This window comes from Acidovorax sp. (assembly GCF_046314175.1).
In the GTDB taxonomy this organism is placed as follows: domain Bacteria; phylum Pseudomonadota; class Gammaproteobacteria; order Burkholderiales; family Burkholderiaceae_C; genus Acidovorax.
Genome location: NZ_JBKBXG010000041.1, coordinates 1 through 24,098, shown reverse-complemented (window position 1 = coordinate 24,098; position 24,098 = coordinate 1). Strand labels below are relative to the sequence as shown.

The following is a 24,098-nucleotide window of genomic DNA, read 5'->3' as shown; positions in this document are numbered from 1 at the left end:
TTCAAGTTATCGGCTAGCGCCAGAAAAACTGAAGCCCTTATCAACCCGTCGATTTGTTCCAGGCGGCCACCTGCTGCGAGATATAGGCATTCAGGCCATTCAAGCTGCTCAACTGAGTGTCAAGAGCGTTGTACCGCCGGGTTATCCGCTTTTCAAAGGCATCAACCTTCTCGTTCGTCCGCGTCTGGTCCTGACTATTGCGCTTGAGGCTCAGCTGCAGGGAGTCATCCTTGGACTTGAAGAACCCGTCAGTCGAGAGAAGATCGGTGGTGAGCGCCTTGATCTTTACCGCAACCCCATCCGCAGCGCCGCCGCCGGTGCTACGAAAGAGGTTCTTCACATCGTCTGGATTTTCGGCAAGCGCCTTGCTCAGCTTGGCGCTGTCCACAGCGAGGTCACCGCCCCGTTGCTGCGTGATGCCCAAATCCGCCAAACGTTTAAAGGGACCTCCTGAGGTAGTTACCGACTGAATCGCATTACGCAAAGAGTTTTGAAGGGCAACGGTTGTCGAGTCCCCTTGAAACAACCCGGCAGAGTTCGTCTTCGGATCGAATTTGGTGGCCTCCTGCAAAAGCTGGTTGATATCGTTGTAAGCCTTTACAAATGCATCAATATTGGCCTTGACCGCCGTGTCATCTTTGGACACTGTAATGTCGATAGGCGCCGTGGTGACCTGCTCAGCCTTGAACGTCACGCCCGAAATAGTGGTGGCGAAAGTGTTGGTGGCGGACGAAACGGCAATACCGTTGACGGTTGCTTTTGCATCAGCAGCTACCTGCGTGACGGTATTCCCCGCCACCAGACGGGACAGCCCAGAGGCATCCGTGTTGCCAGGACTAGCGATATCCGTGTCCCCACCCTCCATCACACTGAGGCGAAAACCAAACTCTTCGCCCGTGGATTTGCTACGCAACAGCAACCGCTCGCCAGACGCGTCTGACAGAATCGATGCAGTCACGCCCGCATTGGCCCCGTTAATCTTGCTTGCGACATCAGTCAACTTGTCACTGGCCGTAATTGCGATGTCAACCGGCTGCCCGCTTCCGGGTGTAAACGACGACGGCGCCACACTCCATTTACCCAGTTCCAGGCGTAGCGTACCTGCGCCTAATGCACCACCAACTGGCAGTAGTGCCGCTGACGCCGTTGCCTGCGCCTTGGCCAAGCTTTGCACTTCTACACTGAAGGTGGTGGGCAAAGTACCGCCGATGGCGGTTGCCGAAACAAACTTGGCGTCAGAAGAAGTGGTCGAAACTCCGTTCCAGCCCGTCAAGCTGGCGAGTTTGCTTGCCGCATCGGAAAATGCGGAAACGAGCGATTTGATCTGACCAAAGGCCGATATCTTGGTGGTGACCGTGGCCGCTTGCAGCTTCAGCGTATCCAGGGGCTTTTTTTCCAGCGCGACCAACTGTGAAATGATGCTCTTGACATCAAGCCCGTTCGTGCCGACACCTGGGGATGAAATGGTTGCCATACAAACCTCCTGAACTGGTCCAACGGAAATTATGGCGCCGAATGGCGACAATGAACGTCCGTAAACACGCCAGGAAACCCGTCTTATCCAGCGGTCCTGGCACCCGCCTTCCAGAAAGCCAAATGGCGGCGACAGAAAACTGCCGCCGCCTTGGGTAGGTCAGGACGCTGCAAAGCCCCGACTGCCATACCCGCCGCTTAACGCAGCAGGGCCAACACACCCTGCGGCAACTGGTTGGCCTGGGCCACCATTGCGGTACCAGCCTGCTGCAGGATCTGCGAACGAGACAGGTTGGCTGTTTCTGCCGCGAAGTCGGCGTCAAGAATCCGCGAGCGCGATGCAGACAGATTTTCAGACGTCACTTGCAGGTTGCTAATCGACGTTTCGAAGCGTGACTGCAAAGCACCGAGCTTTGCGCGTTCACCGTTGATGAACGACAGCGCGGAATCTACAGTTTTAAGGGCTTCAGTCGCTTTCTTGAAAGTCGTCACATCCAGGTTTGACACCTCTTGCAAGTCAGAGGCACCGTTGGCAGTAGCTGTATTGAAGGCGTTGGTGGTGGTGGCGGAAATAGCAAACGACTTCTCGGAATCCAGAACTACATAACCGCTGACCGTAGACGCATCCGCGGCTGATGCAGCTGCCAGGGTGTCCGAACCACCAGCCGCTGTACCATCTGCCTGGAGCTTCTGAACAGTGATATCGCCCGCGCTGGCGGCACCGGTACCACTTTTTGCCAAGGTGATGTCGTTACCCGTTGCATTTGTCAGAATGATGCCCGAGTTGTCAGAAGCAAGTGCAGCAGTTACACCCGTTTTCGAGGACTGCTCATTAATGGCCGCCACCGCGTTAGACAAACCGTCTGACGTGCCTGTGGCGGTCACGTTGAACGAAATCGCTTGACCGAGAGCAGGTGAAGTCGGTGTGTTGTCACTGCGCAGCTCGAAAGTGTAGGCGCCAGCACTCTGAAAGCTCAGCTTTACTTCCGTGCGGGCAGTTGCGGTCACTCCCGTAGAAGTCGTTTGCAAGTTGACTTTGTCAGCCATGGCTTTCGACGTATCGTTGGCGGCGATAGAGATGTTCTGGGAACCCAGTGCACCGCTAACTGCCAACGTTCCAGCCGTCACACCGTTGGCACCCCAAGTGGCTGCCGCCGCAGAGACACCTGCACCGCTCGACGACGTATTTTGGTTGTTGCCGTACTGGCTCGTCCGCAAATTGGCCGTGGCGGCCACGATAGTCTGATTGGCATTGGCGCCCACCTGGAACTGTTGGGTACCAAAAGTTCCGTTCAGCAGCTTGGCGCCGTTGAATTCGGTGGTTTGCGAAATGCGGTCCAGCTCGGACACCAGTTGCGAAACTTCTTGCTGCAGCGCTTGGCGGTCACTGGAGCTGTTGGACGCATTGGCGGACTGCACGGCCAGTTCACGCACACGCTGCAGGATGTCTCCCGAAGCCTTGAGCGCGCCTTCAGCGGTTTGCGCAAGAGAGATGCCGTCGTTGGCATTGCGCACAGCCTGGTTAAGGCCCTTGATCTGCGAGGTGAAGCGCTCGGAAATAGCCAAACCGGCCGCGTCGTCCTTGGCGCTGTTGATGCGCAGGCCAGACGAAAGACGCTGGATGGACGTGTTCAGCGAGGACTGGCTCATGCCCAAATTGCGCTGGGCGGTCAACGAGGCGACGTTGGTATTGATGGTAGCAGCCATAGCAAATGCTCCTGATATAGAACTAACTGAATATGGCGTTGCCGCCAACCCGGTGCCAGGCAAGGCACCTGGCTATACGGTTCACAGAGCCCCTCCGGCTTTCTGTTGAACGGCGGATGGCATCTGCCTTCCGTTGAAAGTAGTTTCGACCCCCCCCAGGAAAACTTTAGGGGCAAACGCACAAGTTGGCAGGTTTTTCCGCTCTTTATCCCGCCAACGGCTGGGGCAGCCAATGCCCACAATTCCTCATCGTTCTTGTATTGCCTGCCGGACGGTAGTCACCCCATCAGGCACAAATGTCCACCCAGAGCCTCAAGGAGCATATCCATGGCAGCCACTATCAACACCAACGTCGCCTCCCTGACGGCCCAGCGCAACCTGGGCATGAGCCAGACTTCGCTCAACACATCCATCCAACGCCTGTCGTCGGGACTGCGCATCAACAGCGCCAAGGACGACGCGGCCGGCCTGGCCATCTCGGAGCGCTTCACCAGCCAGATCCGAGGTCTGAACCAAGCTGCACGCAATGCGAATGATGGCATCTCTTTGGCGCAGGTTACCGAAGGGGCAATGAAGGCGGCGGGCGACATCCTGCAGCGCGTGCGTGAACTGGCGGTCCAGTCGGCGAATGCGTCGAACAGCCCCAGCGATCGCCAGGCGCTGAACCAGGAAGTGGGTCAATTGGTAGCAGAACTGGACCGGATATCCCAAACCACCGAATTCAACGGAGCCAAGCTGCTGAACGGTACTTTTGGCACCCAACAGTTCCAAGTGGGAGCCAATGCCAACCAGACCATCGTGGCCGCCACGGCCAATCTGCGTACCAGCGTGTATGGCAACAACCAAAATACCTCGGCAAACGGAGCGGGCAGCGGCGCTAGTGCCACAGCTTGGGGCACCAACGGCGTAACTGGCGGTACTTTGGCCGTGAATGGCGCACTGGGATCGCAGAACATTACCCTTGTGGCCAATGACACAGCCAAGGCCATGGCAGACAAAATTAACCTGCAGACAGCCAACACAGGTGTGACGGCCTCCGCTCGCACTGAAGTGGACCTGTCATTTACTTCGGTTGGCTCTTACACCTTTGAGCTGCGGTCAGAAAACACCCCTGTGGCCCCCGCGCTCGGGCAGTCCATTTCATTCAATATCACTGCACTTGCGACATCGGACGGTTTGTCGAACGCGATTTCGGCAATCAATGAGCAATCTGCCAAAACTGGTGTCACTGCTTCGTTGAACGCGGGCAGCACAGGTATTGTTCTGACCAATGGAACAGGCCAAGATATTGGTTTGTATAAGAGCGCCGCATCTGGCGCAAATGCTGGCGCCGTCAATATTCAAAAGCTTCAAGCGAATGGCGCAGTCATCGGCGCGCCAGATGCTCTTGCAGCGGCAGCCGGCGCCGACAGCTCCACTGTCAGCGGGTATGTGGTGCTCGATTCCGAGAAATCATTCTCGACGACCGCCACCACGACTAACGCTTTCAACACCACGCTCCCTGCTGACAGCGCATCCGATCTTCAGGAAGTCGCCAATTTGGATGTAACAACATTCAAGAAGGCTACCGAAGCTTTGAAGACGGTGGACTCCGCGCTGTCGTTCATCAATGGCGAACGCGCCAAGCTGGGCGCATTGCAAGCCCGGTTTGAAACAGCTATTTCCGCGTTGAACATCACGTCGGAAAACCTGTCTGCGTCGCGCAGCCGGATCCTGGACGCTGACTTTGCTGCTGAAACAGCCAACCTGTCGCGCGCCCAAATCTTGCAGCAGGCAGGCACGGCTATGGTGGCCCAGGCGAACCAGATCCCACAGGGTGTGCTCAAGCTGCTCCAGTAGGCAACTTAATCCCACCACGGGAGCTCCTCAGGCCATAGCCGTCGGATACCCGTGACAAACTGCCCACCCGATAACTGACAAGGGATGCACAGTGCGAGGCAGAAACCACGGCAAAAACAAAGCGCCTGCAGACGGTCGGCTTCAGGCCGCACTGGAAGCCAAAGACTGGCATTTGCTGGCGCGCCTGTGCAAGCAGAGTTTGCGCAAGAACTCCCGTGACCTTCAGGCCACGCGCCTGTTAGGTTACGCGCTGGACTGTCTAGGCCAAGCGGACGAGTCGATAGAGGTGTACCGCCGCGGATCCTTGATTTGGCCGAACGATGCAGAACTTTTGATCAACTACGGCAATGTGTTGCTCAATCAGGCGCGCAACTCTGAGGCGCTTCCAGTTCTGGAAAAAGTTTGTGATTTACGCCCTGAAATGGCGATTTGCTGGCTCAAGCTGTCGCAATGCTGCTATTTGATGACGCACAACGAAAAAGGCTTTCGTGCGGCGCAGCGAGCTTCTGAGCTGGCGTCAGACACCGCAGAAAAAGCAGCCTCACTGAACCAAAAATCCATTCATCGCCGCGAGCTGGGGCAAGTCAAGGAAGCTGTTCAGGATTGCGTGGATGCGATCACCCTGGCGCCACTGGAGTCGTCTAACCACACGAACAGGCTTTTGTTCATGCTGGCAGATCCGGATGTAGATGCGGCCAGCCTCGCCCAAGCCGCACGTGACTACGGAAAAGTGTTTGAGCCTTCACTTAAACCGTCCTGGCCTGATTTTTCCTCGCACCAGGACCAGCCGTGGCGGAAATTGCGCATTGGATTTTTGTCGCCCGACTTCCGAGCGCACTCTGTCATGTATTTTGTCGAGGGATTGCTGGCGCAGCTGGATCGGCGGCAATTTGAAGTATTCGCCTTCTATTTGTTCCCGCGCGACGATCAAGTCACCGCTCGAGTCCGGCACCATGCCGATCACTTTATCCGCTTGGCCGGCCTCAGTGCAGAGCAACAGACGCAGTCCATTCGCGCTCAGAAAATTGACATCCTGATCGACCTGGCAGGCCACACGGGCTACAACGGGCTGCTGACCTTGGCCCGCAAGGCGGCGCCGGTACAGGTCTCGTGGCTGGGGTTCCCTGCGACGACGGGGCTGGACGCAGTGGACTACAAGTTCACCGACGAAATCACCGACCCCCCAGACGCCCAAGCGCAGTACACCGAGCAGCTCTATCGCCTGCCCACCCTGTTTGCCTGCTATCGCCCCATGAGCCGCCACCCGCTGTGGCGCTATCAGCCACGCTATCAGGTGCGCGCAACGCCTGCCATCGAAAACGGTTTCATCACGTTTGGCTCCTGCAACAACCTGGGCAAACTCACCGACGGCGTGCTGACGCTGTGGGGCCAGGTGCTTGCGGCGGTTCCGGGTTCGCGTCTGCTGATTGAAGGCAAGAACCTTGACCGGCCCGATTTCGCCAATGCCTACCGCCAGCGCTGCCAAGGCTTGGGCCTGGACCCGGAGCGGCTGGATCTGGTGGCGCTGGATGGCGACAACCAATACCTGACCTATCACCGCATCGACATCGCGCTCGACCCGTTCCCGCTGACCGGCGGCACTACCACCTTCGACGTGCTCTGGATGGGTGTGCCCATCGTTTCCATGGTGGGCCATAGCTTCAAGAGTCGGATGGGGGTTGGTTTGCTGACCTACCTGGGCCGCACCGAATGGTTGGCCGAAACAGCCGAAGACTATGTGCGCATTGCATGTGGACTGGCTGCCGATGTCCAGGCGCTGAACGCCTTGCGGCTGGGGTTGCGTGACGAGGTAGAACGCTCCGCGTTGATGCGCGAGGACGTTTTTAACCACCATTTTGGGGAGGGCCTGCGTGTCATGTGGTTGCAGTGGCTTGCCCGGGCACAGCACCCAGACAACCCTGAAGCCCAGATGCAGGCGATTCAGGATTGGTTGCCCCAACTGCCGCAAGAATGGACCCAAGCGCCCTCGCCAGGGGTTGGCATCAAGCCCGGCCAGCGCATTAGCCTGTCTGAGGCCCACGAACGCCTGCAGCTGCTTGTGGAAAGAGCCAAAACTTCCACTCACCACGCCCAGGCGGATGCGTCAGGGGCCCAGATCACCGGCCGCCAATGGATTGCGGTGACGGAACTGGCCGAGGTGGTGCTCAATGCAGTGCCACACGACCCCGTTGCACTGGCTTGCCTGGCCGAGGTGGAACATGCGCATGGCCATACGGAATTTGCCGTCACCTACCTGCGGCACGCCACGCAAGCGATGGGGATGGAGCCCTTCCAGGGATAGTGCCTGCCCAGTCGGAATCAATCACTATAAAAATCATAGCTACTAGCGCTTATTTAATAAGCGCTAGAGGCCATTTTCACCATATATTTCGAATCCAAAGACTGGTGAATCACCCCTTGCGCCGCAAGAACCCATGCGGCGCCACCGTCACCTGCAGGCGCTGCTCCATCTCGGCGTCGACATCGAACTCGGCATGCCTGGCCAGCCACTGGTGCACGGCAGTCTTGGGGTTGTTGCCCACGTCCCAGGGGCGGTCGGCAAAGAACTGGGGCGGCATGTCTTCCACAAAGGTGTCAAACACCACACAGTAGCTGCCGGGCGTGACCAGCGGCGCATACGCGTCCAGCTCGCCCAGCACATGGTCGTGCGTGTGCATGGAATCGAGGCACACCAGCACGCGCTCGTAGCCCTTGGCAAAGTCGCGCACCTGCTGCACCACCTCGGGCGCAATGGCCGAGCCCTGGATCATGGCAATGCGGCTGGCCATGGGATGGGCTTCGATGGCGGCGCGGTTGTGGGTGCGAATATCGATGTCCACGCCCAGCACCTTGCGGCGCGATGCGCGCGGGTCCAGTGTGGTGCCAGCCTCGATGGCATCGCTCATGTCCAGCAGCGCCAGCAGCGAGGCGCTCAGCACCAGCGAGCCGCCGTGGGCAATGCCGGTTTCAATGATCAGGTCGGGCCGCACGCGCCACACCAGCTCCTGCATGGCCACCATGTCCTGCGGGTACTGGATGATGGGGCGGCCCATCCAGTCAAAGTTATAGACGTACTGCCGCTGCATCGAGGCCTGGAGCCAGTCGCGTGACAGCGCCTTGAAAGCGCCATCTTCTGCATACGACTGCAAGCGCGCCTGCCGCTCTTGGCGGAACTGTTCTGAAGGGTGCATGACCAGATCTTTCACTTAATCAACAAACCTTGACCTGTGGGCATCTCCAGCACACGGTACCCGTATTTGGCGAACCAGGGGTCCTCCGCCAGTTTCTGCGCCCTGTAGGCCAACCAACCATAGTCGTCCAGGATCAGGACGGCGCCGGGAACCATGCGGTCAAAAAGCACTTCCAGCGCACCGACCTCCGCATCTGCATTGTTCATGTCCAGGTGCATGAAGGCGATCTTCTGCGGAGCAACATCGGCCAGAACGTCCGGCACCTTGCCCTGCGTCACGGTCACATTGTCAAAACCCGAAAACCGCTCTTTGACTTGCGCATAGAGCTGCTTGCTGTGCTCAGGCATGGCATGGTGCGGCAGTGACGGGTCGTGATCGAACAAGTCATATAAGTAGTAGTGGCGATTTGGCTGGTTCGCAAAGTCCACCGCGTCACACACTATTCGAGCTGTGGTGCCCTTGTAACAAGCGCACTCCACAAAGTCTCCCTCCAGCCGCAATCCATTGCGCACTCCCCACAGCACGGTAGAGATCCGCCACAGAACAGCCTTTTCAATGTCTGTGCTCGCGTGGGCATTGAATGCCCGCATCAGGGCCTCGTCCTCCAGGAACCCCAGGTTCCGGTGGTACGTGAAAAGGTTGTCGCCCGCGTAGATGCCGTCCTGACCATTCATCTGGTCAATGGCCTGCTGAAGGCCCTGAACGAAACCATTCGGCTCCTTGACCCCGAAGAAAACTGTGCTCAGGTGATTGCCCATGGGATTGCCTTTCTCTTTCTTTCTCTTTTGTACTCAACAGATCACAGCGCTGTGCCGTCGTCCCACAGAGGGCGCGTGACCACACCCCACTCAGCGCGCAGACGGGACACATTGATAGGCGCAAGACGCTGCAATGGCGCACCGTCGAGCACTTCATAAGTGCTGGCGTACCGGGCCCCCAGCCACTCAAGCCACTGGGCATGCGTGGTCTGGCTGCCGCTGGCTACGTTGTAGACCGTGCTTCGGCCCCGCAGCGCGATGCGCGGCAGCCAGTCCAGCACGTCGGCCACATGCACATAGTCCTTGGCGGACTGCGGGTCAGAGCGCAGCACCATATGGCCCTGGCGGGCCTGGTGCAGCAGGTCTGCCACGAGGTTGCCGGAGGCAGCGTCCATGCCCGGCCCGACCACGTTGGACAGACGCGCCACGCGCACCCCGGGGCGGCCACTGGCCTGACACAGGGATTCGCCGGTGAGCTTGGTGAGGTTGTACAGGTACGACGGGTCGCCCGGCACCACGGCCAGGGGCGCGTCTTCGTCGGTGCGGGTGGCACCCATGTAGACCCGGGTGGACGACAGGTACAGCAGCGAATCGAACTGCGCGCGCCGCAGCACCTCGGCCAGCAGGCCCACATGGGCGTCCACGGTGTCGAACGGGCGCGTGCGGAAGTCGGCGGTGAGCCCTACGCAGTACATCACATGCCCCAGCGGCCGGGTGAACACAGCGGCATCGCCGCGCGCAGGAGCCCACACCGTGTGGCCCTGGGCCTGCAGATGGGCTACCAAGCGGCTACCGATGTAGCCCGAGGCACCCAGCACGGTGAACGTCGAAGGGGGCAGGCCCGTCACCGGCGCTCCCCCACGGGCGCCAGCGGCTGGCCCGCATACACGGTGTACGCCAGCAGCTCACCGCGCACGATGGAGCCCGCACCCACCACGCAGCCGCGCCGCAGCACGGAGCCATCGAGCAGCACGCAGTTGGCGCCGATCCACACGTCGTCCTCAATCACGATGCCGCCCTTGCTGGGCAGAAAGCCTTGCTCGCGGATCAAGCGACCGCGTTCAGCGTAGGCGTGGTTCACCGGCGCAAAGGTGCAGTTGGCGGCAATCGCTACATAGTTGCCGATGTGGATGCCGTTGCCGGTGTAGAGCACGCAGCCCGCGTTGACGACCACGTGCTCGCCCACCACCAGGTCGCCGCTGCCGCCCGCAGGCTTGACCTTGACGAAGCTGTCGATCACCGAATGCGCGCCCACCACGATGCGCGTGCCACGCACCGAGTCTTCGATGTCGGCCAGGTGCGAGACCCGGGCGGTGGGGTCGATCACGATCATTTTTAAAACACCTCCAGGCGCGGCACAGCCACCACCATCTGTGCGCCCCAGCTGCGCGTGTAGTCCAGCTGCTCGGCCACCTCGCTGCGCAGGTTCCAGGGCAGGATGAGGATGCGCAGCGGCTTGTGGGCGCGCAGGTGCGCCTCGCTCACCACCGGGATGTGGCTGCCGGGCAGGTACTGGCCCTGTTTGGCGGGGTTCTTGTCCACCGCGTAGGGCAGCAGGTCGGGCCGCACGCCCGCAAAGTTGAGCAGGGTGTTGCCCTTGGCGGCCGCGCCGTAGGCACCCACGCTCACACCGTCGGCCTGGCACTGCAGCAAAAATGTGAGCAGCTCGCGCTTGACCCGTATGGCCTGGGCCTGGAAATCGCTGTAAAAACCTGCACCCAGCATGCCCGCAGCCGCCTCGGTGGCCAGCAGTTGCTGCACGCGCAGAGCGCCTTCCGCGCTGGCCTGCGGGTGGCCCACAGCGTCGGCGCGGGCGGCAAACACGCGCAGGCTGCCGCCGTGCGTGGGCAGCTCTTGCACATCGATTACTACCAGGCCGTTGGCCGCAAAGATGCGCTGCACCGCCGTGAGCGACAAATAGGAATAGTGCTCGTGGTACGCCGTGTCGAACTGGCAACCTTGCACCATGCGCAGCAGGTGCGGAAACTCGAAGGTGGCCACGCCGTGGGGCTTGAGCAAGCGGGTAAAGCCGCCCACAAAGTCGTTGATGTCGGGCACATGGGCCAGCACATTGTTGGCGGCGATCAGGTCGGCCTGGCGGTCGGCGGCGGACAGCTCGTCGGCCAGCGCCACGCCAAAAAATCGCTCGACCACCTCGATGCCTTTAGCGCGGGCCGCCGCCGCCGTGCTGGCGGTGGGCTCTACGCCGTAGCAAGGGATGCCAGCCGCCTGCACGTATTGCAGCAGGTAGCCGTCGTTCGACGCGATCTCGACCACGCGGCTGGCAGCGGTGAGGCCCAGGCGTTCACGCATCGCCCCGACATAGGCCTTGGCATGGGCCAGCCAGGAGGAGGAGAACGAACTGAAATACGCGTAGTCGTCGGTGAACAGCGCCTCGCGCCCGGCGTGGTCTTCGGTCTGCACCAGCCAGCAGGTTTCGCACACCAAGAGGCGCAGGGGGAACCAGGTTTCGGGCGCGCGCAGCGCGGCCTCGTTCAGGTAGGCGTTGGACGGCGGGGCACTGCCCAGGTCCAGAAACGGCAGTTGCAGCGGGCTGCCGCAGTGTCGGCACTTCACAGGCGCACTCCTTCGAATTCGTCGGTCATCCCGGGCTGGCCTGCGTCGCGGGGCGACAGCTGCCCTGCCGGCAGGGGCCAGGCAATGGCCAGGCGCTGGTCCAGCGGGTTCAGGCCCGCTTCGGCAGCAGGCGCGTAGGCGGCCGAGTGGCAATACAGCAGCTCGGCATGGTCGCTCAGCGCCTGAAAGCCGTGGGCAAAACCGGGCGGGATGAGCAGCGCATGGCCGTTGTCGGCCGACAGGTGCTCGGCGTGCCAATGCAAAAAGGTGGGGGAGCCCTGGCGCAGGTCTACGGCCACGTCCCACACCTCGCCGCGCAGGCAGCCCACGAGTTTCATCTCGGCGTGCGGCGACTTTTGGTAGTGCATGCCGCGCACGGTGCCTTTCAGCGCCGTGTAGCTGTGGTTGATCTGCGCGATGGAGGCCGTCCAGCCGACACCAGCAAGTTCCTCCGCGCAGAACATGCGGGCAAAAAAACCCCGCTCATCCACCAGCGGCTGGCGCATCACGCGAAAGAGCCCCGCCAGGGGCAGTGGCGCCAGGGCCAGGCGGCTCACGAGCGAGCCTCCCAGGCGTCGATGTCGGCCAGGCACAGCGCGCGCGCGTCGGCGCCGCCGTGTTGCTGGCGGTACCAGTTCATGGTACGGGCCACGGCGGTGCTCAGCGCCCAGTGCGGGGCCACGCCCAGCACCTGGCGGGCGTGGGCGGTTTCGAGTGCGAGCCAGCCAGCTTCGTGCGGTCCATTACTCTCTTTTTCATAGCTGGTAGCGCTTGATGGATAAGCGCTAGAGGCCAATTCGATCACATTTTTTACGATGGCCGCTTCGTGCGGCAGCGGGCCAAAGTTGTAGGCACCGGCCAGGGTGGGCGATTCCCACAGGCGCTCGGCCAGGCGCAGGTAGGCGGCCAGCGGCTCCAGCACGTGCTGCCAGGGGCGCGTGGCCAGGGGGCGGCGGATGTGCAGGGTCTCGCCCGCTCCCCAAGCGCGCACGGCGTCGGGCAGCAGGCGGTCTTGCGCCCAGTCGCCGCCGCCAATCACGTTTCCCGCGCGGGCGGTAGCCACGGCCACGCCCTGTGCGGCCAAAAAGGAATCGCGGTAGCTGGCCGTCACCAGCTCGGCGGCGGCCTTGCTGGCGCTGTAAGGGTCGTGCCCGCCCAACGGGTCGTCTTCACGGTAGGGGTAAGCCCATTCGCGGTTGCGGTAGACCTTGTCGGTGGTGACCACCACGGCCACACGCACGCCAGCCAGGCCGCGCAGCGCATCGAGCAAGTGTGCCGTGCCCATGACGTTGGTGGCGAAGGTGTCGAGCGGCGCGGCGTAGCCGGGCCGCACCAGAGCCTGCGCGGCCAGGTGCAGCACCACTTCAGGCCGGGCGGCGCGCACGCGCATGGCCAGGGCATGGGCGCTGCGGATGTCGCAAAAATGGCTCTCCATGCCCTGCCCCGCCTGCCCCAGCTGCACCAGGGTGAACAGGTTGGGCTCGGTGGCGGGCGGCAGTGCCACGCCGGTCACCTGCGCCCCCAGGCGCTGCAGCCAAAGGGCCAGCCACGCGCCCTTGAAGCCAGTGTGGCCGGTAAGCAACACGCGCTTGCCGCGCCAGAAGTCGGGATCAGGGCGCATCGTGGGTTACCAGCATTTCCAGGGAGCGTGGCCCGATTGCCACAGGTCTTCCAACAGGTTTTTCTCGCGCAGCGTGTCCATGGGCTGCCAAAAGCCGGTGTGTTCAAACGCGCGCAGCTGGCCGCTGGTGGCCAGTCGGGCCATGGGTTCCAGCTCCCAACTGGTAGCGTCGCCTTCAATCTGGTCGACCACCTCGGGCTGCAGCACAAAAAAACCGCCGTTGATCCAGCCGCCATCGCCACGCGGTTTTTCCTCAAACCCGGCCACCGTGTCGCCGTCACGCACCAGGGCACCATAGCGGCCCGGGGGCTGCACGGCCGTCACCGTGGCTTGGCGGCCGTGGGCGCGGTGGAAGGCGAACTGGGCCGTCATATCGAGGTCGGCAACACCGTCGCCATAGGTAAAGCAAAAGGGCTCGCCCGCCGGCAGGTATTCCTGCACCCGGCGCAGGCGCCCGCCCGTCATGGTGCTTTCGCCGGTGTCCACCAGCGTTACGCGCCAGGGCTCGGCATGGCGGTGGTGCACTTCCATGCGGTTGTTGGCCATGTCAAAGGTCACGTCGGACATGTGCAGGAAGTAGTTGGCGAAATACTCCTTGATCACATAGCCCCGGTAACCCAGGCAAATGATGAAGTCGTTGACGCCATGGGCGGCATACATCTTCATGATGTGCCAAAGGATGGGCCGCCCACCGATCTCGATCATGGGCTTGGGACGCAAGTGCGACTCTTCCGAGATGCGGGTTCCCAGGCCCCCCGCGAGCAGTACGGCTTTCATGCTCGCAGCATAGTGCAGCCCCTGCTCCGCCAAAAGCACTTGTCACAGAGTAAACACGGGCCAAATGCAAGGATTGCGCGCGCCAGGACAGCCAGTGGCACTGGCATAAAAACATCAAATCGCTATCAAGAGAGACGCATTTTTTGCTTTTCTATAGAGCGCAAGAACCAATTTTTGCTTGGCAAATTGTTGCGAACGCGATGGCCTGGTGCCTGTGCGGAAAAACCGGAGCCATCTGCCACAACCCAGATTCATTCCGTGATGCCCGTGTGCAATCGACGCTTCATGCCACACACCTAAAGAACGCCTGCTAATGCGTGCCGTCGCGACCTGATTGACCGGAGAAGCCCTGTATTGCCATCTCTCTTGTGGTAATTCATGCTCTTCAATCCGATACATTTGCAGTAACCTTAGGTAACCCGCGTTGGCCGCGGACTTGCCCGACCCGCTCATTTTTTACCTCGGCAGCCGCCCAACCCGCCAAAAAAGCATGTTCGTCATCATCGGTTACATCCTTGTTTTCGGCTGCATCTTCGGCGTGTACATCCTGCACGGCGGAAACATTCAGGTGATCTTGAAGGCGCTGCCGTTTGAGACGGTCACCATCCTGGGCGCAGCACTCGGGGCATTTGTGGTCAACAACCAGCCCAAGGTGCTCAAAGCCACCATGAAGGCCATCCCCATGGCGTTCAAGGGATCCAAGTACACCAAGGCCAGGTACATGGAATTGATGGCCATGCTCTACGACATTCTGCAGAAAGCCCGTAAAGAGGGGCTGATGGCCATTGAAAAGGATGTCGAGGCGCCACACGAGTCAGAGATTTTCAAGAAATATCCAACGGTGGGCAGCGACCACCATGTGATCGAATTCACCACCGACTACCTGCGCATGATGGTATCGGGCAATCTCAACTCCCACGAAATTGAAGCGCTGATGGACAGCGAGATCGACACACACCACCAGGAGGCCCATGCGCCCATTGCGGCCATTGCCCGTCTGGCAGGTGCCCTGCCAGCCTTCGGGATCATTGCGGCGGTGTTGGGGGTGGTGAACACCATGGGCTCGGTGGGGCAGCCACCTTCTGTGCTGGGCGGCATGATTGGATCAGCGCTGGTGGGTACCTTTCTGGGTATTTTGCTGGCCTATGGAGTGGTAGAGCCTATCGGTGGACTGGTGGAGCAAAAAACTGAAGATGCTGCCAAGGAGTTGCAGTGCATCAAGGCCACCCTGCTGGCCAGCATGCAGGGCTACAACCCGGCGACCGCGATCGAGTTTGGACGCAAGGTACTGTTCTCTGGTGATCGCCCCAGCTTCTCTGAGCTGGAAGGCCACGTAAAGGGCAAAAAATAAGCGCTACCCGCGCCAAAGTTGACTGCCATGGCAGAAAAGAAACTCCAACCGATCATCATCAAACGCGTCAAGAAAGGCGGCCACGCTGTGCATGGCGGCGCCTGGAAGATCGCTTACGCCGACTTCGTGACGGCGATGATGGCGTTCTTTTTGCTGATGTGGCTGCTGGGTTCGACGGCCAAGGGTGAGCTGCAGGGCATTGCCGCTCACTTTTCCTCACCCCTCAAGGTGGCCATGACCGGCGGTGATGGGTCTGGCAACAGTTCAAGCATCATTCCAGGGGGCGGCAATGACCTGTCCAAGGTGCATGGCCAGGTGCGGCGCTCCGATTCGGAAGAAGCCAAGCAGCGCCGCATGAGCATTGAGGCAGCACGGGCAGAGCGGGCCAAACAAGACCTGGACCGCATCAAGGCACTGGAAGCCAAGATTGATGCGCTGATCACCGAAAACCCCCGTCTGGCGGAATACAAGTCGCAGATCCGCATCGACATCACGCCCGACGGATTGCAGATTCAGATCGTGGATGACCAGAACCGCCCCATGTTTGACAGCGGCAGTGCGTTGGTAAAACCCTACATGCGCGACATATTGCGCGAGATCGGCGCAGCGCTGGGTGGGGTAGAAAACCGCGTCAGCCTGGCGGGCCACACAGATGCCGTGCCCTACGGCAACAGCGAGCGAGGCTATAGCAACTGGGAGCTGTCGGCAGACCGCGCCAATGCATCGCGCAGAGAACTGGTCTCTGCTGGCATGCCAGACGCTAAACTGGGCCGTGTAGTGGGCCTTGCAGCCAGCGATTTGCTGGAGCCAGACACCCCCCGATCACCCGCCAACCGGCGCATCACCATCACGGTGTTGACCCGGGAGGCCGAAGAACGTCTCATGGGTAAAGGGATCCCCGAAATCACTTCAACAGAACTGCTGAATGAAAAGCGGGAAAATCCCCCCCCAAGCAGGTAACGGTTACGACTTGTCACCAAACCTGCCACCCATGACAATACTTACAGCCATTCCCATCGAAAGGGTCCCACGTGACCACAGCCCTTCGTTTTTTGATCGTTGACGATTTCTCCACCATGCGACGCATTGTTCGCAATCTGCTCAAAGAGAGCGGGTTTGCCGATGCCGATGAGGCCGAAGACGGCGTGGCCGCGTTGAACAAGCTGCGCAACAGCAAGTTTGATTTCGTGGTGACGGACATCAACATGCCCAACATGAATGGCTTCCAGCTGCTGGCCGAAATCAAGAAGGACGACAAGCTCAAACACTTGCCTGTTCTGATGGTGACGGCTGAGGCCCGCAAGGAAGACATCGTTGCAGCCGCCCAGGGCGGCGCTGCGGGCTACATCGTCAAACCCTTCACCAAGGCCACTTTGGAAGAAAAAGTGACCTTGATCCTCAAGAAGATGGGGATATGACACCATGGACGACACACCGGATACCAGCCAGCCGCCTGCCGATGTTCACCACAAGATCGGCCAGCTGACTCGCCAGCTTCACGATTCGCTGAACGAGCTGGGCTATGCCGACAAGCTGCGCGGCTCGATGGGTGAGCTACCCGACGCGCAAAGCCGCCTGTCATACATTGCCCGCCTCACCGGCGAAGCCGCCGAGAAGGTGCTCAACCGTGTTGAACAGGCCAAGGCACAGCACGACTTCATCGCCGCTGAAACCCGCCGCGTGGTGACGTCGCTGGTCAAGGACCCGGTGGCAGCGGTGGCGAAGGGGGAAATCATGAATTTCCTCACCGATGTCGAGCGCGTGACCAAGGAAGCCGACACCCATCTGACCGAAATCATGATGGCGCAGGACTTCCACGACCTGACAGGCCAGGTGATTGCCCGCGTGGTGAACCTGGCAGCCACGATTGAAGAGCAACTGGTGCAGTTGCTTATTCAGACTGCACCGCCCAACGCCCAAGTGCCCGCAGTCGATGCCAAACCGGCCCACCTGCAGGGCCCGGTGGTAGACCCAGAAAACACACCCGATGTGGTCACCGACCAGTCGCAGGTTGACGACCTTCTGGCAAGCCTTGGGTTCTGATCGGGCTGATTTCATATAAAAATGGCCTCTAGCGCTTACCCAGCAAGCGCTAGCAGCTATCATTTTTGAAATTTCATCATAACTCTCTGCCCCTTCAGGCGGCTGCGACCACAGCGTCGTTGCTGTCACGCTCAGCAAGGATAAGAGGGGGCAGCGGCCCCCTTATCCAGCTTTAGATTTCCAGGTCGCTCACGACAATGGCATGACACCAGCCGTCATGCCACCATGGAATCCAGCCAAGAAAAAAGCCTCCCCGCGTCAGAGCGCAAGCTGCAAAAAACGCGCGAAGACGGCCAGGGCGCTCGCTCACGGGATCTGTCGCATTTGGCCATTCTGGGCGTAGGCGCTGCCTGCCTGCTGCTGCTGGCGCCAGAGCTGATGAACCGCATGCAGCTGGCGATGAGCCAGCAGCTGGCATTCAACTCTGCCACGGTCATGTCGCCCGGGCACATGATCACGCGGCTGCAGGACATGGTCGTGATTGGCGTGGTCGCCAGCACGGTGTTTGCCGTGCTGACCGGAGGCGCTGCCCTCATCAGCGCGATTGGAGCGGGCGGCTGGATCTTCAGCGCCAAGCCCATCACTCCCCAGTTCAACCGGCTCAACCCGATTTCCGGGTTCACCAATCTCTTTTCAAAGCAGCAAATGGCCAACGTGGCCAAGATGGTGCTGATGTCGGCCATCCTGACGTTTGTGGCCTGGAAGTACCTGGGCAACAGCATCGAGCAGGTGGCCATGCTGGTGCTGCAACCCTCGCCCCTGGCGATCCGCCAGGTGGGTGACTGGCTCACGTCGGGCATGAGCCTGCTGTTGCTGGTGGTGTTCCTGGCGGCGCTCATCGACGTGCCCCTGCAGGCGTACTTCTTCAAGGCGCGTCTGAAGATGTCGCACGAAGAGGTCAAGCAAGAGCACAAGGAATCGGACGGTAACCCCCACACCAAAGGCCGTATCCGCCAGCGCCAACGCGAAGTGGCCGACCGGGCCAGCGTGTCGGCCGTGCCCAAGGCCGATTTTGTGGTGATGAACCCTACCCACTACGCCGTAGCGCTGAAGTACGACGAGAAGACGATGAGCGCACCGCAGGTGGTGTCACGCGGCACAGACCTGACCGCCATGCGCATCCGCGATCTGGCCAAGGAACACGGCGTGCCAGTGCTGCAATCGCCCATGCTGGCGCGCGCACTCTACGCCCACGCAGAGCTTGACCAGGCCATCCCCGCCACGCTGTACACCGCCGTGGCGCAGGTGCTGGCCTATGTGTACCGACTGAAGGCGGCACTGCGGGGCGAAGGCCGCATGCCCGACAGCCTGGTTGACCCCTATGTTCCTCCGGAACTCGATCCGCTCAACGGCACCACGGTGCAAGGCGCCCCTGTATGAACAACTCCATGACGTCTCTTCGGCAATGGGCGGGCAGCCATTCGGGCGCCTTGCAGGGCATGTCGGCGCCGTTGCTGGTGGTGGCCATCCTGGCACTCATGGTGTTGCCCATTCCGCCCTGGCTGCTGGATGCGTTTTTCACCCTGAACATCGCCGTCGCGCTCATGGTGATGATGGTGGCGGCGTACATGCTGCGCCCGCTGGATTTTGCGGCGTTCCCTGCCGTGCTGCTGTTGACCACGCTCATGCGGCTGTCGCTGAACGTGGCATCTACCCGGGTGGTCTTGCTGGAAGGCCACACAGGCCCGGGGGCGGCCGGGGCGGTGATCGAGGCCTTTGGGCACTTTCTGATTGGCGGCAACTTTGCCGTGGGCCTGATTGTTTTCTCGATTCTGGTGGTGATCAACTTTGTGGTGATTACCAAGGGTGCGGAGCGTATCGCCGAGGTTTCTGCGCGCTTCGCGCTGGACGCCATGCCTGGCAAACAGATGGCGGTAGACGCCGACCTGAACGCCGGGATGATCGACGAGAAGGAAGCGAAACGCCGGCGCGCAGAAGTCGCGGAAGAAGCGAACTTCTTCGGCTCCATGGACGGTGCGTCCAAGTTCGTGCGCGGCGATGCCGTCGCGGGCATCCTGATCCTCTTGATCAACATCATCGGTGGCTTTGCCATCGGGGTTTTGCAGCACGACCTGTCGGCCAAGCAGGCGGCAGACACCTACATCCTTCTGGCCATTGGTGATGCCCTGGTGGCGCAGATCCCCGGTCTGCTGATCTCGGTCGCCGCCGCCATGGTGATCTCGCGCGTGGGCAAAGACCACGACATGGGCCGCCAGATCGTCGAACAGCTGTTCATGTCGCCCCGCGTTCTGGGCGTGACTGCCGGCATTTTGATACTGCTGGGCCTGATCCCTGGCATGCCCCACCTGGTGTTCCTGACCATGGGTGCCCTGCTGGGCTACGGCGCCTGGGTGCTGCACGAACGCCAGAAGGTGCCACCCGAAGTTGAAGCGCCGCCTGCCCCGGTGAGCGACGGAGAAGCCACCTGGGACGACCTGCAACCTGTGGACCTGCTGGGCCTGGAGCTGGGCTACCGCCTGATCAGCCTGGTGGACAAGAGCCGCCAGGGCGACCTGCTCACCCGCATCAAGGGCGTGCGCCGCAAGTTTGCGCAAGAGGTGGGCTTCTTGCCCCCTGCTGTGCATGTGCGCGACAACCTTGAACTCAAGCCCAGCGGCTACCGCATCACCCTGCGTGGTGTGGTGGTGGGCGAAGGCGAGGCCTTCCCCGGCATGTTCCTGGCCATCAACCCCGGTGGCATCACCACGCCCCTGATCGGCACCCCCACCACCGACCCTGCGTTTGGCCTGCCAGCACACTGGATCGACGATCGGCAGAAGGAAGCGGCACAAATGGCAGGTTTTACGGTCGTTGATTCCGAAACCGTGATGGCCACCCATTTGTCACACTTGATGCAAGTGCAAGCCGCCAAGCTTTTGAGTCGTACAGAGACCCAGCAACTGGTGGAACACGTGGCCAAGCTGGCCCCCAAGCTCATCGAAGAAGTGGTCCCCAAAATGGTCTCCATCGCAACGTTCCAGAAAGTCCTGCAGCTGCTGCTGGAAGAGTCTGTGCACATCCGCGATATCCGCACCATCATCGAAACACTGGCCGAACACGCGGGTGGCACCACCGACCCGGTGGAACTGGCCCGCCGCGTGCGCATTGCGCTGTCGCCCGCCATCGTTCAGCAGATCTACGGCCCTACCCGAGAGCTCAACGTCATTGCCATCGAACCCGGTCTGGAGCGCCTGTTGGTGCAAGCCCTGGGCAACGCCGCGGGCCCGGCCCTGGACCCCGGGGTGGCCGACATCCTGACGCAAAAGGCGGCCGAAGTGGCCCTCAAGCAGGAAGAGATGGGCCTGCCCGCCTGCCTGCTGGTTCCCGACCAGATCCGCAATGCCATCTCTCGCCTGGTGCGCCGCGTGGCGCCCCGCCTGCAGGTGCTTGCGCACAGTGAAATCCCCGAGACCCACACCATCCGCATTGGGCCGATCCTTAAAGGTGCATCAGCATGAACATCAAACGCTTTCACGCTCCCACATCCCGGGAAGCTCTGGCCAAAGCGCGCATGGCCTTTGGCGACGGCACACTGATTCTGTCCAACCGCCCCACGGCCAATGGCGTCGAGGTGGTGGCCACCGCGGAAGACACGTTGTCGGCACTGGATGGCGGCACGGGCATCTCGGCATCTTCGGGATCTTCGGCATCCAGCAACCCACCGCTGCTGGCACAAACGCAGGCGCGGGGTATCCCATCACGCTCCAACAACCAGCCGACGGCAACTGCCCACCTAGGTCGCAATCCCGTCGAAGAAGACACCGAGCAGCTGGCCATGAGCACGCTGTCGTTCCAGGACTACGTGCGTGAGCGCATGCTGCGCCGCCGCCATGAAGCCATGAACGGCCCGTCGGACCCGCCCACGCTGTCTGAGCGCAGCCGCGACGAAGCGCCTGAGCGCGAGCGCATCACCTCCGCACCGGCCGTGGTTCGCCACAACCCGCTGCGCACCATCCCCATGGACATCCCGCCCGAGCCTCCTCGCCGCCGCCAGGAAGCATCGACCAGCCATTTGGCCCAGGTGAACAACCAGCAAAGCGTGATGACCGAACTGCATGCGATGAAGGAACTGATCGAGGACCGCTTCAACACGCTGGCCTGGCTGGGGCAAGCGCGCCAGAACCCGATTCAGTCGAACCTCATGCTCAAGATGATTCGCGCTGGATACTCGCCAGCGCTGGCCCGCGCTGTGCTGGAACGCATGCCCGAAGAGTTGTCAGCCGCCGAATCCGTGCGCTGGTTGATGGAAGTGCTGGAGCGCAACCTCAAGACCGATCTGGTGGACCCACCCCTTTATGAACAGGGCGGGATCTTTGCCATGGTGGGATCCACCGGCGTCGGCAAGACCACCACCACAGCCAAGCTGGCCGCACTGTGCGCACGCATCCACGGGCCTGGTAGCGTGGGGCTCATCACGCTGGACACCTACCGCGTTGGCGCCCATGAGCAGTTGCGCACCTACGGGCGCATGCTGGGCATCGTCGCCCATCTGGCCCATGACCGCGCTGCGCTGCAAGACCTGCTGGGGCTGCTCAACGGCAAGAAGATGGTACTCATCGACACCACGGGCGTTGCCCCACGCGACCCCCGCAAGCGCGACATGCTGGATGTGCTGGACCTGCCCAACGTCAACCGCCTGCTGGTGCTCAACGCGGGCTGCCACGGCGACACCCTGGACGATGTGCTCACCGCGTTCAAAACCGATGGATCGCAGCAAGCCATCCTCTCCAAAGTGGATGAGGCCGTGAAACTGGGCCCTGCCATTGATGCGCTGATCCGCCACCAGATGGTGCTGCGCGGCGTGACCAACGGCCAGCGAGTGCCTGAGGACTGGGAGCGAGCCGATGCGCACAAACTCGTCTCCACCTCCATGCGCGCGCCTGCCAAGTCGGCGTTCGACCCCAAGGCGGTGGACCTGAACTTCTTTTTCTCGCATTCCCCCGACACCATGACCGAGCGAGGACTGGTTGATGCTTGATATCGGTTTTCACCAAGGCGCTGGGCTGCACAGCTTTACGCCGCAATCCGAACTGCGGGTGCTGGCGGTTGCCAGCCAGGGCAACGCCGCCACCGGGCTGGAGGCGCTGTGGCAGATCTGCGCCAGCCTGCAAAGACTGGGCTACCCCGTGGTCGTGCTGGACGGCACCGCCCAAGAGACGGAAGACAGCCCCGGCTTGACGCATTTGCTGCAGCAAACGCCCTGGAATGAAGGCGCCAGCATGAACATGGGCGCCACCGCGTCGTCGCTGGCGGTGATTCCTGCCGCAAAGGGCCTGCTGCACATCAGCCGCGAGGCACGCAGCACCCACACGCCGCCGTTGCAGGGCCTTCTCCCCTACTTCCGAACCTACGGGCTGATGGTGCTGCACGCACCCGCGTCCACGCTGGGCCCGTTGCTGACGCATACCGCGACGATTCCCCTGGTGGTGATGGGACAGGGCTCCGCCGGTGTCATCACCAGCTACAAGAGCCTCAAACAGATCGCCATGCACACCGCCATGCCTTGCATGGTGGCCGCCTTGCTGCACGGCAACACCGCGGCGGAGCGACGCAAGACGCAGTCGGCCCTGCAGACGCTGCAAAGATGTGCAGAACGCCATCTGGGCGGCCCCGTGCGCACCACCACAATTGCAACGCAGAACCCCCAGGACCTTCAGCGCCTGGCCTTGCAACTGCTGGAGAATGCGGGCACCATCAGTGAGTCGCTGACTGCACTGCCCCCTTACGACCCCAAGAGCACTCCCGCACATATCGTCCGGAGCCATTGACGTCCTAACAGTGCATCACACGCTCTCTATGTACACCGCCAAAGGCCAGCTCGATCGTGACGCGATGATTCGCCAGCATGTTCCGCTGGTCCGCAGGATCGCGCACCACATGATCGCCAAGCTCCCTCCGAATGTGGAGCTGGACGATCTGATCCAGGTCGGCATGATGGGCCTGGCGGAGGCCTTGTCGCGCTACGAAGTCGCCCAGGGAGTGCAGTTCGAAACCTTTGCCACCCAACGCATTCGCGGTGCCATGCTCGACGAACTGCGCGAGGGCGACTGGATGTCGCGCAGCTCTCGCAAGAGCCAGAAAGACATCGAGCACGCCGTGCACCGGCTGGAGCAGAAACTGGGCCGCAGCCCGCTCGAATCAGAAATTGCGGACGAGATGGGCATGAGTCTGGTCGAGTATCAAAGCCTGCTCGGCAAAGTCCGGGGCACCCAGCTGGTGTACCTGGAGGACATGACGCATGGCAACGAGGACGACGACGGCTTTCTGGACCGGCATGTGGCAGACGCCGATGCCGACCCGCTGGAAATGCTGCGCGACCACCGGCTCAAGACGTCGCTGGTCAATGCCATCAAGACCTTGCCCGAGCGCGAGCAGCACATCATGGGCATGTACTACGAACATGACATGAACCTGAAGGAAATTGCGGCCGTGCTGGGCGTCACCGAGTCGCGGGTATGCCAGCTGCACAGCCAGTCCATCGCGCGGCTGCGCGCGAAGATGCGCGCGCATTGAGACTCCCCCTGAGTCGCCTTCGGCGCCTTCCCCCTGAGGGGGACGCCACCGGTGGCCTGGCGGAGCCAGTTTCACGGTGGCCCTGACTTGGATCGTGCCCGTATCACCGGCTAAAGGTACTTCGCGAGCCAGGGCAATCGCATCTAAATAGGGCCGCTATTTGCGGCGAAACTGCAGCGTTTGATCACCCAACCAGCCCCTGTGACCCTGCTGCAGCACCTGCAAGTCATCCCCGACCCGCGCCTGGC

General features: G+C 61.3%; 21 protein-coding genes. 11 read left to right on the top strand and 10 right to left on the bottom strand.

Annotated elements, in window-relative coordinates:
- Positions 1-40 precede the first annotated feature (40 nt).
- Both fliD and ACK4OE_RS13325 read right to left on the bottom strand, forming a co-directional pair.
- On the bottom strand, positions 41-1,474 hold the full coding sequence (gene fliD, locus ACK4OE_RS13330; protein WP_409885294.1) for a flagellar filament capping protein FliD: 1,434 nt from the start codon (positions 1,472-1,474) through the stop codon (positions 41-43).
- 197 nt (positions 1,475-1,671) lie between these two features.
- Positions 1,672-3,180 (bottom strand): flagellin, encoded by a 1,509-nt coding sequence (locus ACK4OE_RS13325; protein ID WP_409885293.1) that lies wholly within the window; start codon positions 3,178-3,180, stop codon positions 1,672-1,674.
- Positions 3,181-3,507: 327 nt separating this feature from the next.
- Between ACK4OE_RS13325 and ACK4OE_RS13320 the strand changes: the two genes are divergently transcribed.
- Positions 3,508-5,019, top strand: coding sequence for a flagellin (locus ACK4OE_RS13320; RefSeq protein WP_409885292.1), 1,512 nt, complete (start codon positions 3,508-3,510; stop codon positions 5,017-5,019).
- A gap of 91 nt (positions 5,020-5,110) precedes the next feature.
- The gene (locus ACK4OE_RS13315; protein ID WP_409885291.1) at positions 5,111-7,321 is read left to right on the top strand and encodes an acetylglucosamine transferase; all 2,211 of its coding nucleotides are present in this window, start codon (positions 5,111-5,113) and stop codon (positions 7,319-7,321) included.
- Between the two features lie 109 nt (positions 7,322-7,430).
- Here the strand turns inward: ACK4OE_RS13315 and ACK4OE_RS13310 are convergent, their stop codons facing one another.
- From ACK4OE_RS13310 to rfbF, 8 genes are read right to left on the bottom strand one after another with little or no spacing between them, the layout of a single operon-like run.
- Entirely contained in the window at positions 7,431-8,210 is a 780-nt protein-coding gene (locus ACK4OE_RS13310; RefSeq protein WP_409885290.1) for a cephalosporin hydroxylase family protein, read from the bottom strand.
- 11 nt (positions 8,211-8,221) lie between these two features.
- Positions 8,222-8,968: a class I SAM-dependent methyltransferase gene (locus ACK4OE_RS13305; RefSeq protein ID WP_409885289.1), complete on the bottom strand. Its 747-nt coding sequence runs from the start codon at positions 8,966-8,968 to the stop codon at positions 8,222-8,224.
- A gap of 41 nt (positions 8,969-9,009) precedes the next feature.
- A complete protein-coding gene (locus ACK4OE_RS13300; RefSeq protein ID WP_409885288.1) occupies positions 9,010-9,816 on the bottom strand; it encodes an NAD-dependent epimerase/dehydratase family protein in 807 nt (268 codons plus the stop codon).
- A complete protein-coding gene (locus ACK4OE_RS13295; protein WP_409885287.1) occupies positions 9,813-10,301 on the bottom strand; it encodes an acyltransferase in 489 nt (162 codons plus the stop codon). Before ACK4OE_RS13295 ends, ACK4OE_RS13300 begins: the two co-directional genes overlap by 4 nt.
- 2 nt (positions 10,302-10,303) lie before the next feature.
- Positions 10,304-11,545 carry a methyltransferase domain-containing protein gene (locus ACK4OE_RS13290; RefSeq protein WP_409885286.1) on the bottom strand — a complete coding sequence of 414 codons (1,242 nt, stop codon included), beginning with the start codon at positions 11,543-11,545 and terminating at the stop codon, positions 10,304-10,306.
- Positions 11,542-12,102 carry a dTDP-4-dehydrorhamnose 3,5-epimerase family protein gene (locus ACK4OE_RS13285; protein WP_409885285.1) on the bottom strand — a complete coding sequence of 187 codons (561 nt, stop codon included), beginning with the start codon at positions 12,100-12,102 and terminating at the stop codon, positions 11,542-11,544. The genes ACK4OE_RS13290 and ACK4OE_RS13285 overlap by 4 nt, the downstream gene beginning before the upstream one ends.
- The gene (gene rfbG / locus ACK4OE_RS13280) at positions 12,099-13,166 is read right to left on the bottom strand and encodes a CDP-glucose 4,6-dehydratase (RefSeq protein ID WP_409885284.1); all 1,068 of its coding nucleotides are present in this window, start codon (positions 13,164-13,166) and stop codon (positions 12,099-12,101) included. Before rfbG ends, ACK4OE_RS13285 begins: the two co-directional genes overlap by 4 nt.
- A gap of 6 nt (positions 13,167-13,172) precedes the next feature.
- Entirely contained in the window at positions 13,173-13,943 is a 771-nt protein-coding gene (gene rfbF, locus ACK4OE_RS13275) for a glucose-1-phosphate cytidylyltransferase (protein ID WP_409885283.1), read from the bottom strand.
- Between the two features lie 490 nt (positions 13,944-14,433).
- Between rfbF and motA the strand changes: the two genes are divergently transcribed.
- From motA to ACK4OE_RS13230, 9 genes are all read left to right on the top strand, one after another.
- The gene (gene motA, locus ACK4OE_RS13270; RefSeq protein ID WP_409885282.1) at positions 14,434-15,294 is read left to right on the top strand and encodes a flagellar motor stator protein MotA; all 861 of its coding nucleotides are present in this window, start codon (positions 14,434-14,436) and stop codon (positions 15,292-15,294) included.
- A 27-nt stretch (positions 15,295-15,321) separates the two neighbouring features.
- Positions 15,322-16,254, top strand: a complete 933-nt coding sequence (motB, locus tag ACK4OE_RS13265; RefSeq protein WP_409885281.1) for a flagellar motor protein MotB — start codon at positions 15,322-15,324, stop codon at positions 16,252-16,254.
- A gap of 71 nt (positions 16,255-16,325) precedes the next feature.
- A complete protein-coding gene (gene cheY / locus ACK4OE_RS13260) occupies positions 16,326-16,712 on the top strand; it encodes a chemotaxis response regulator CheY (RefSeq protein WP_409885280.1) in 387 nt (128 codons plus the stop codon).
- Between the two features lie 4 nt (positions 16,713-16,716).
- Positions 16,717-17,337 carry a protein phosphatase CheZ gene (locus ACK4OE_RS13255; RefSeq protein ID WP_409885279.1) on the top strand — a complete coding sequence of 207 codons (621 nt, stop codon included), beginning with the start codon at positions 16,717-16,719 and terminating at the stop codon, positions 17,335-17,337.
- A gap of 225 nt (positions 17,338-17,562) precedes the next feature.
- Positions 17,563-18,717 carry a flagellar biosynthesis protein FlhB gene (locus ACK4OE_RS13250; RefSeq protein WP_409885278.1) on the top strand — a complete coding sequence of 385 codons (1,155 nt, stop codon included), beginning with the start codon at positions 17,563-17,565 and terminating at the stop codon, positions 18,715-18,717.
- A complete protein-coding gene (gene flhA, locus ACK4OE_RS13245; RefSeq protein WP_409885277.1) occupies positions 18,714-20,795 on the top strand; it encodes a flagellar biosynthesis protein FlhA in 2,082 nt (693 codons plus the stop codon). Before ACK4OE_RS13250 ends, flhA begins: the two co-directional genes overlap by 4 nt.
- Positions 20,792-22,315, top strand: coding sequence for a flagellar biosynthesis protein FlhF (gene flhF / locus ACK4OE_RS13240; RefSeq protein WP_409885276.1), 1,524 nt, complete (start codon positions 20,792-20,794; stop codon positions 22,313-22,315). Before flhA ends, flhF begins: the two co-directional genes overlap by 4 nt.
- Complete coding sequence (locus tag ACK4OE_RS13235; protein ID WP_409885275.1) at positions 22,308-23,105, top strand: hypothetical protein; 798 nt, start codon at positions 22,308-22,310, stop codon at positions 23,103-23,105. The genes flhF and ACK4OE_RS13235 overlap by 8 nt, the downstream gene beginning before the upstream one ends.
- A 28-nt stretch (positions 23,106-23,133) precedes the next feature.
- Positions 23,134-23,850, top strand: a complete 717-nt coding sequence (locus ACK4OE_RS13230) for an RNA polymerase sigma factor FliA (RefSeq protein ID WP_409885274.1) — start codon at positions 23,134-23,136, stop codon at positions 23,848-23,850.
- Positions 23,851-24,098 lie beyond the last annotated feature (248 nt).

What these genes read in the sequence shown, in the direction of transcription:
- fliD (WP_409885294.1), bottom strand. Translation starts at nt 1,474, where the DNA reads ATGGCAACCATTTCATCCCCAGGTGTCGGCACGAACGGGCTTGATGTC.
- ACK4OE_RS13325 (WP_409885293.1), bottom strand. Translation starts at nt 3,180, where the DNA reads ATGGCTGCTACCATCAATACCAACGTCGCCTCGTTGACCGCCCAGCGC.
- ACK4OE_RS13320 (WP_409885292.1), top strand. Translation starts at nt 3,508, where the DNA reads ATGGCAGCCACTATCAACACCAACGTCGCCTCCCTGACGGCCCAGCGC.
- ACK4OE_RS13310 (WP_409885290.1), bottom strand. Translation starts at nt 8,210, where the DNA reads ATGCACCCTTCAGAACAGTTCCGCCAAGAGCGGCAGGCGCGCTTGCAG.
- ACK4OE_RS13305 (WP_409885289.1), bottom strand. Translation starts at nt 8,968, where the DNA reads ATGGGCAATCACCTGAGCACAGTTTTCTTCGGGGTCAAGGAGCCGAAT.
- ACK4OE_RS13295 (WP_409885287.1), bottom strand. Translation starts at nt 10,301, where the DNA reads ATGATCGTGATCGACCCCACCGCCCGGGTCTCGCACCTGGCCGACATC.
- rfbG (WP_409885284.1), bottom strand. Translation starts at nt 13,166, where the DNA reads ATGCGCCCTGATCCCGACTTCTGGCGCGGCAAGCGCGTGTTGCTTACC.
- rfbF (WP_409885283.1), bottom strand. Translation starts at nt 13,943, where the DNA reads ATGAAAGCCGTACTGCTCGCGGGGGGCCTGGGAACCCGCATCTCGGAA.
- motA (WP_409885282.1), top strand. Translation starts at nt 14,434, where the DNA reads ATGTTCGTCATCATCGGTTACATCCTTGTTTTCGGCTGCATCTTCGGC.
- motB (WP_409885281.1), top strand. Translation starts at nt 15,322, where the DNA reads ATGGCAGAAAAGAAACTCCAACCGATCATCATCAAACGCGTCAAGAAA.
- ACK4OE_RS13255 (WP_409885279.1), top strand. Translation starts at nt 16,717, where the DNA reads ATGGACGACACACCGGATACCAGCCAGCCGCCTGCCGATGTTCACCAC.
- ACK4OE_RS13250 (WP_409885278.1), top strand. Translation starts at nt 17,563, where the DNA reads ATGGAATCCAGCCAAGAAAAAAGCCTCCCCGCGTCAGAGCGCAAGCTG.
- flhA (WP_409885277.1), top strand. Translation starts at nt 18,714, where the DNA reads ATGAACAACTCCATGACGTCTCTTCGGCAATGGGCGGGCAGCCATTCG.
- flhF (WP_409885276.1), top strand. Translation starts at nt 20,792, where the DNA reads ATGAACATCAAACGCTTTCACGCTCCCACATCCCGGGAAGCTCTGGCC.
- ACK4OE_RS13235 (WP_409885275.1), top strand. Translation starts at nt 22,308, where the DNA reads ATGCTTGATATCGGTTTTCACCAAGGCGCTGGGCTGCACAGCTTTACG.
- ACK4OE_RS13230 (WP_409885274.1), top strand. Translation starts at nt 23,134, where the DNA reads ATGTACACCGCCAAAGGCCAGCTCGATCGTGACGCGATGATTCGCCAG.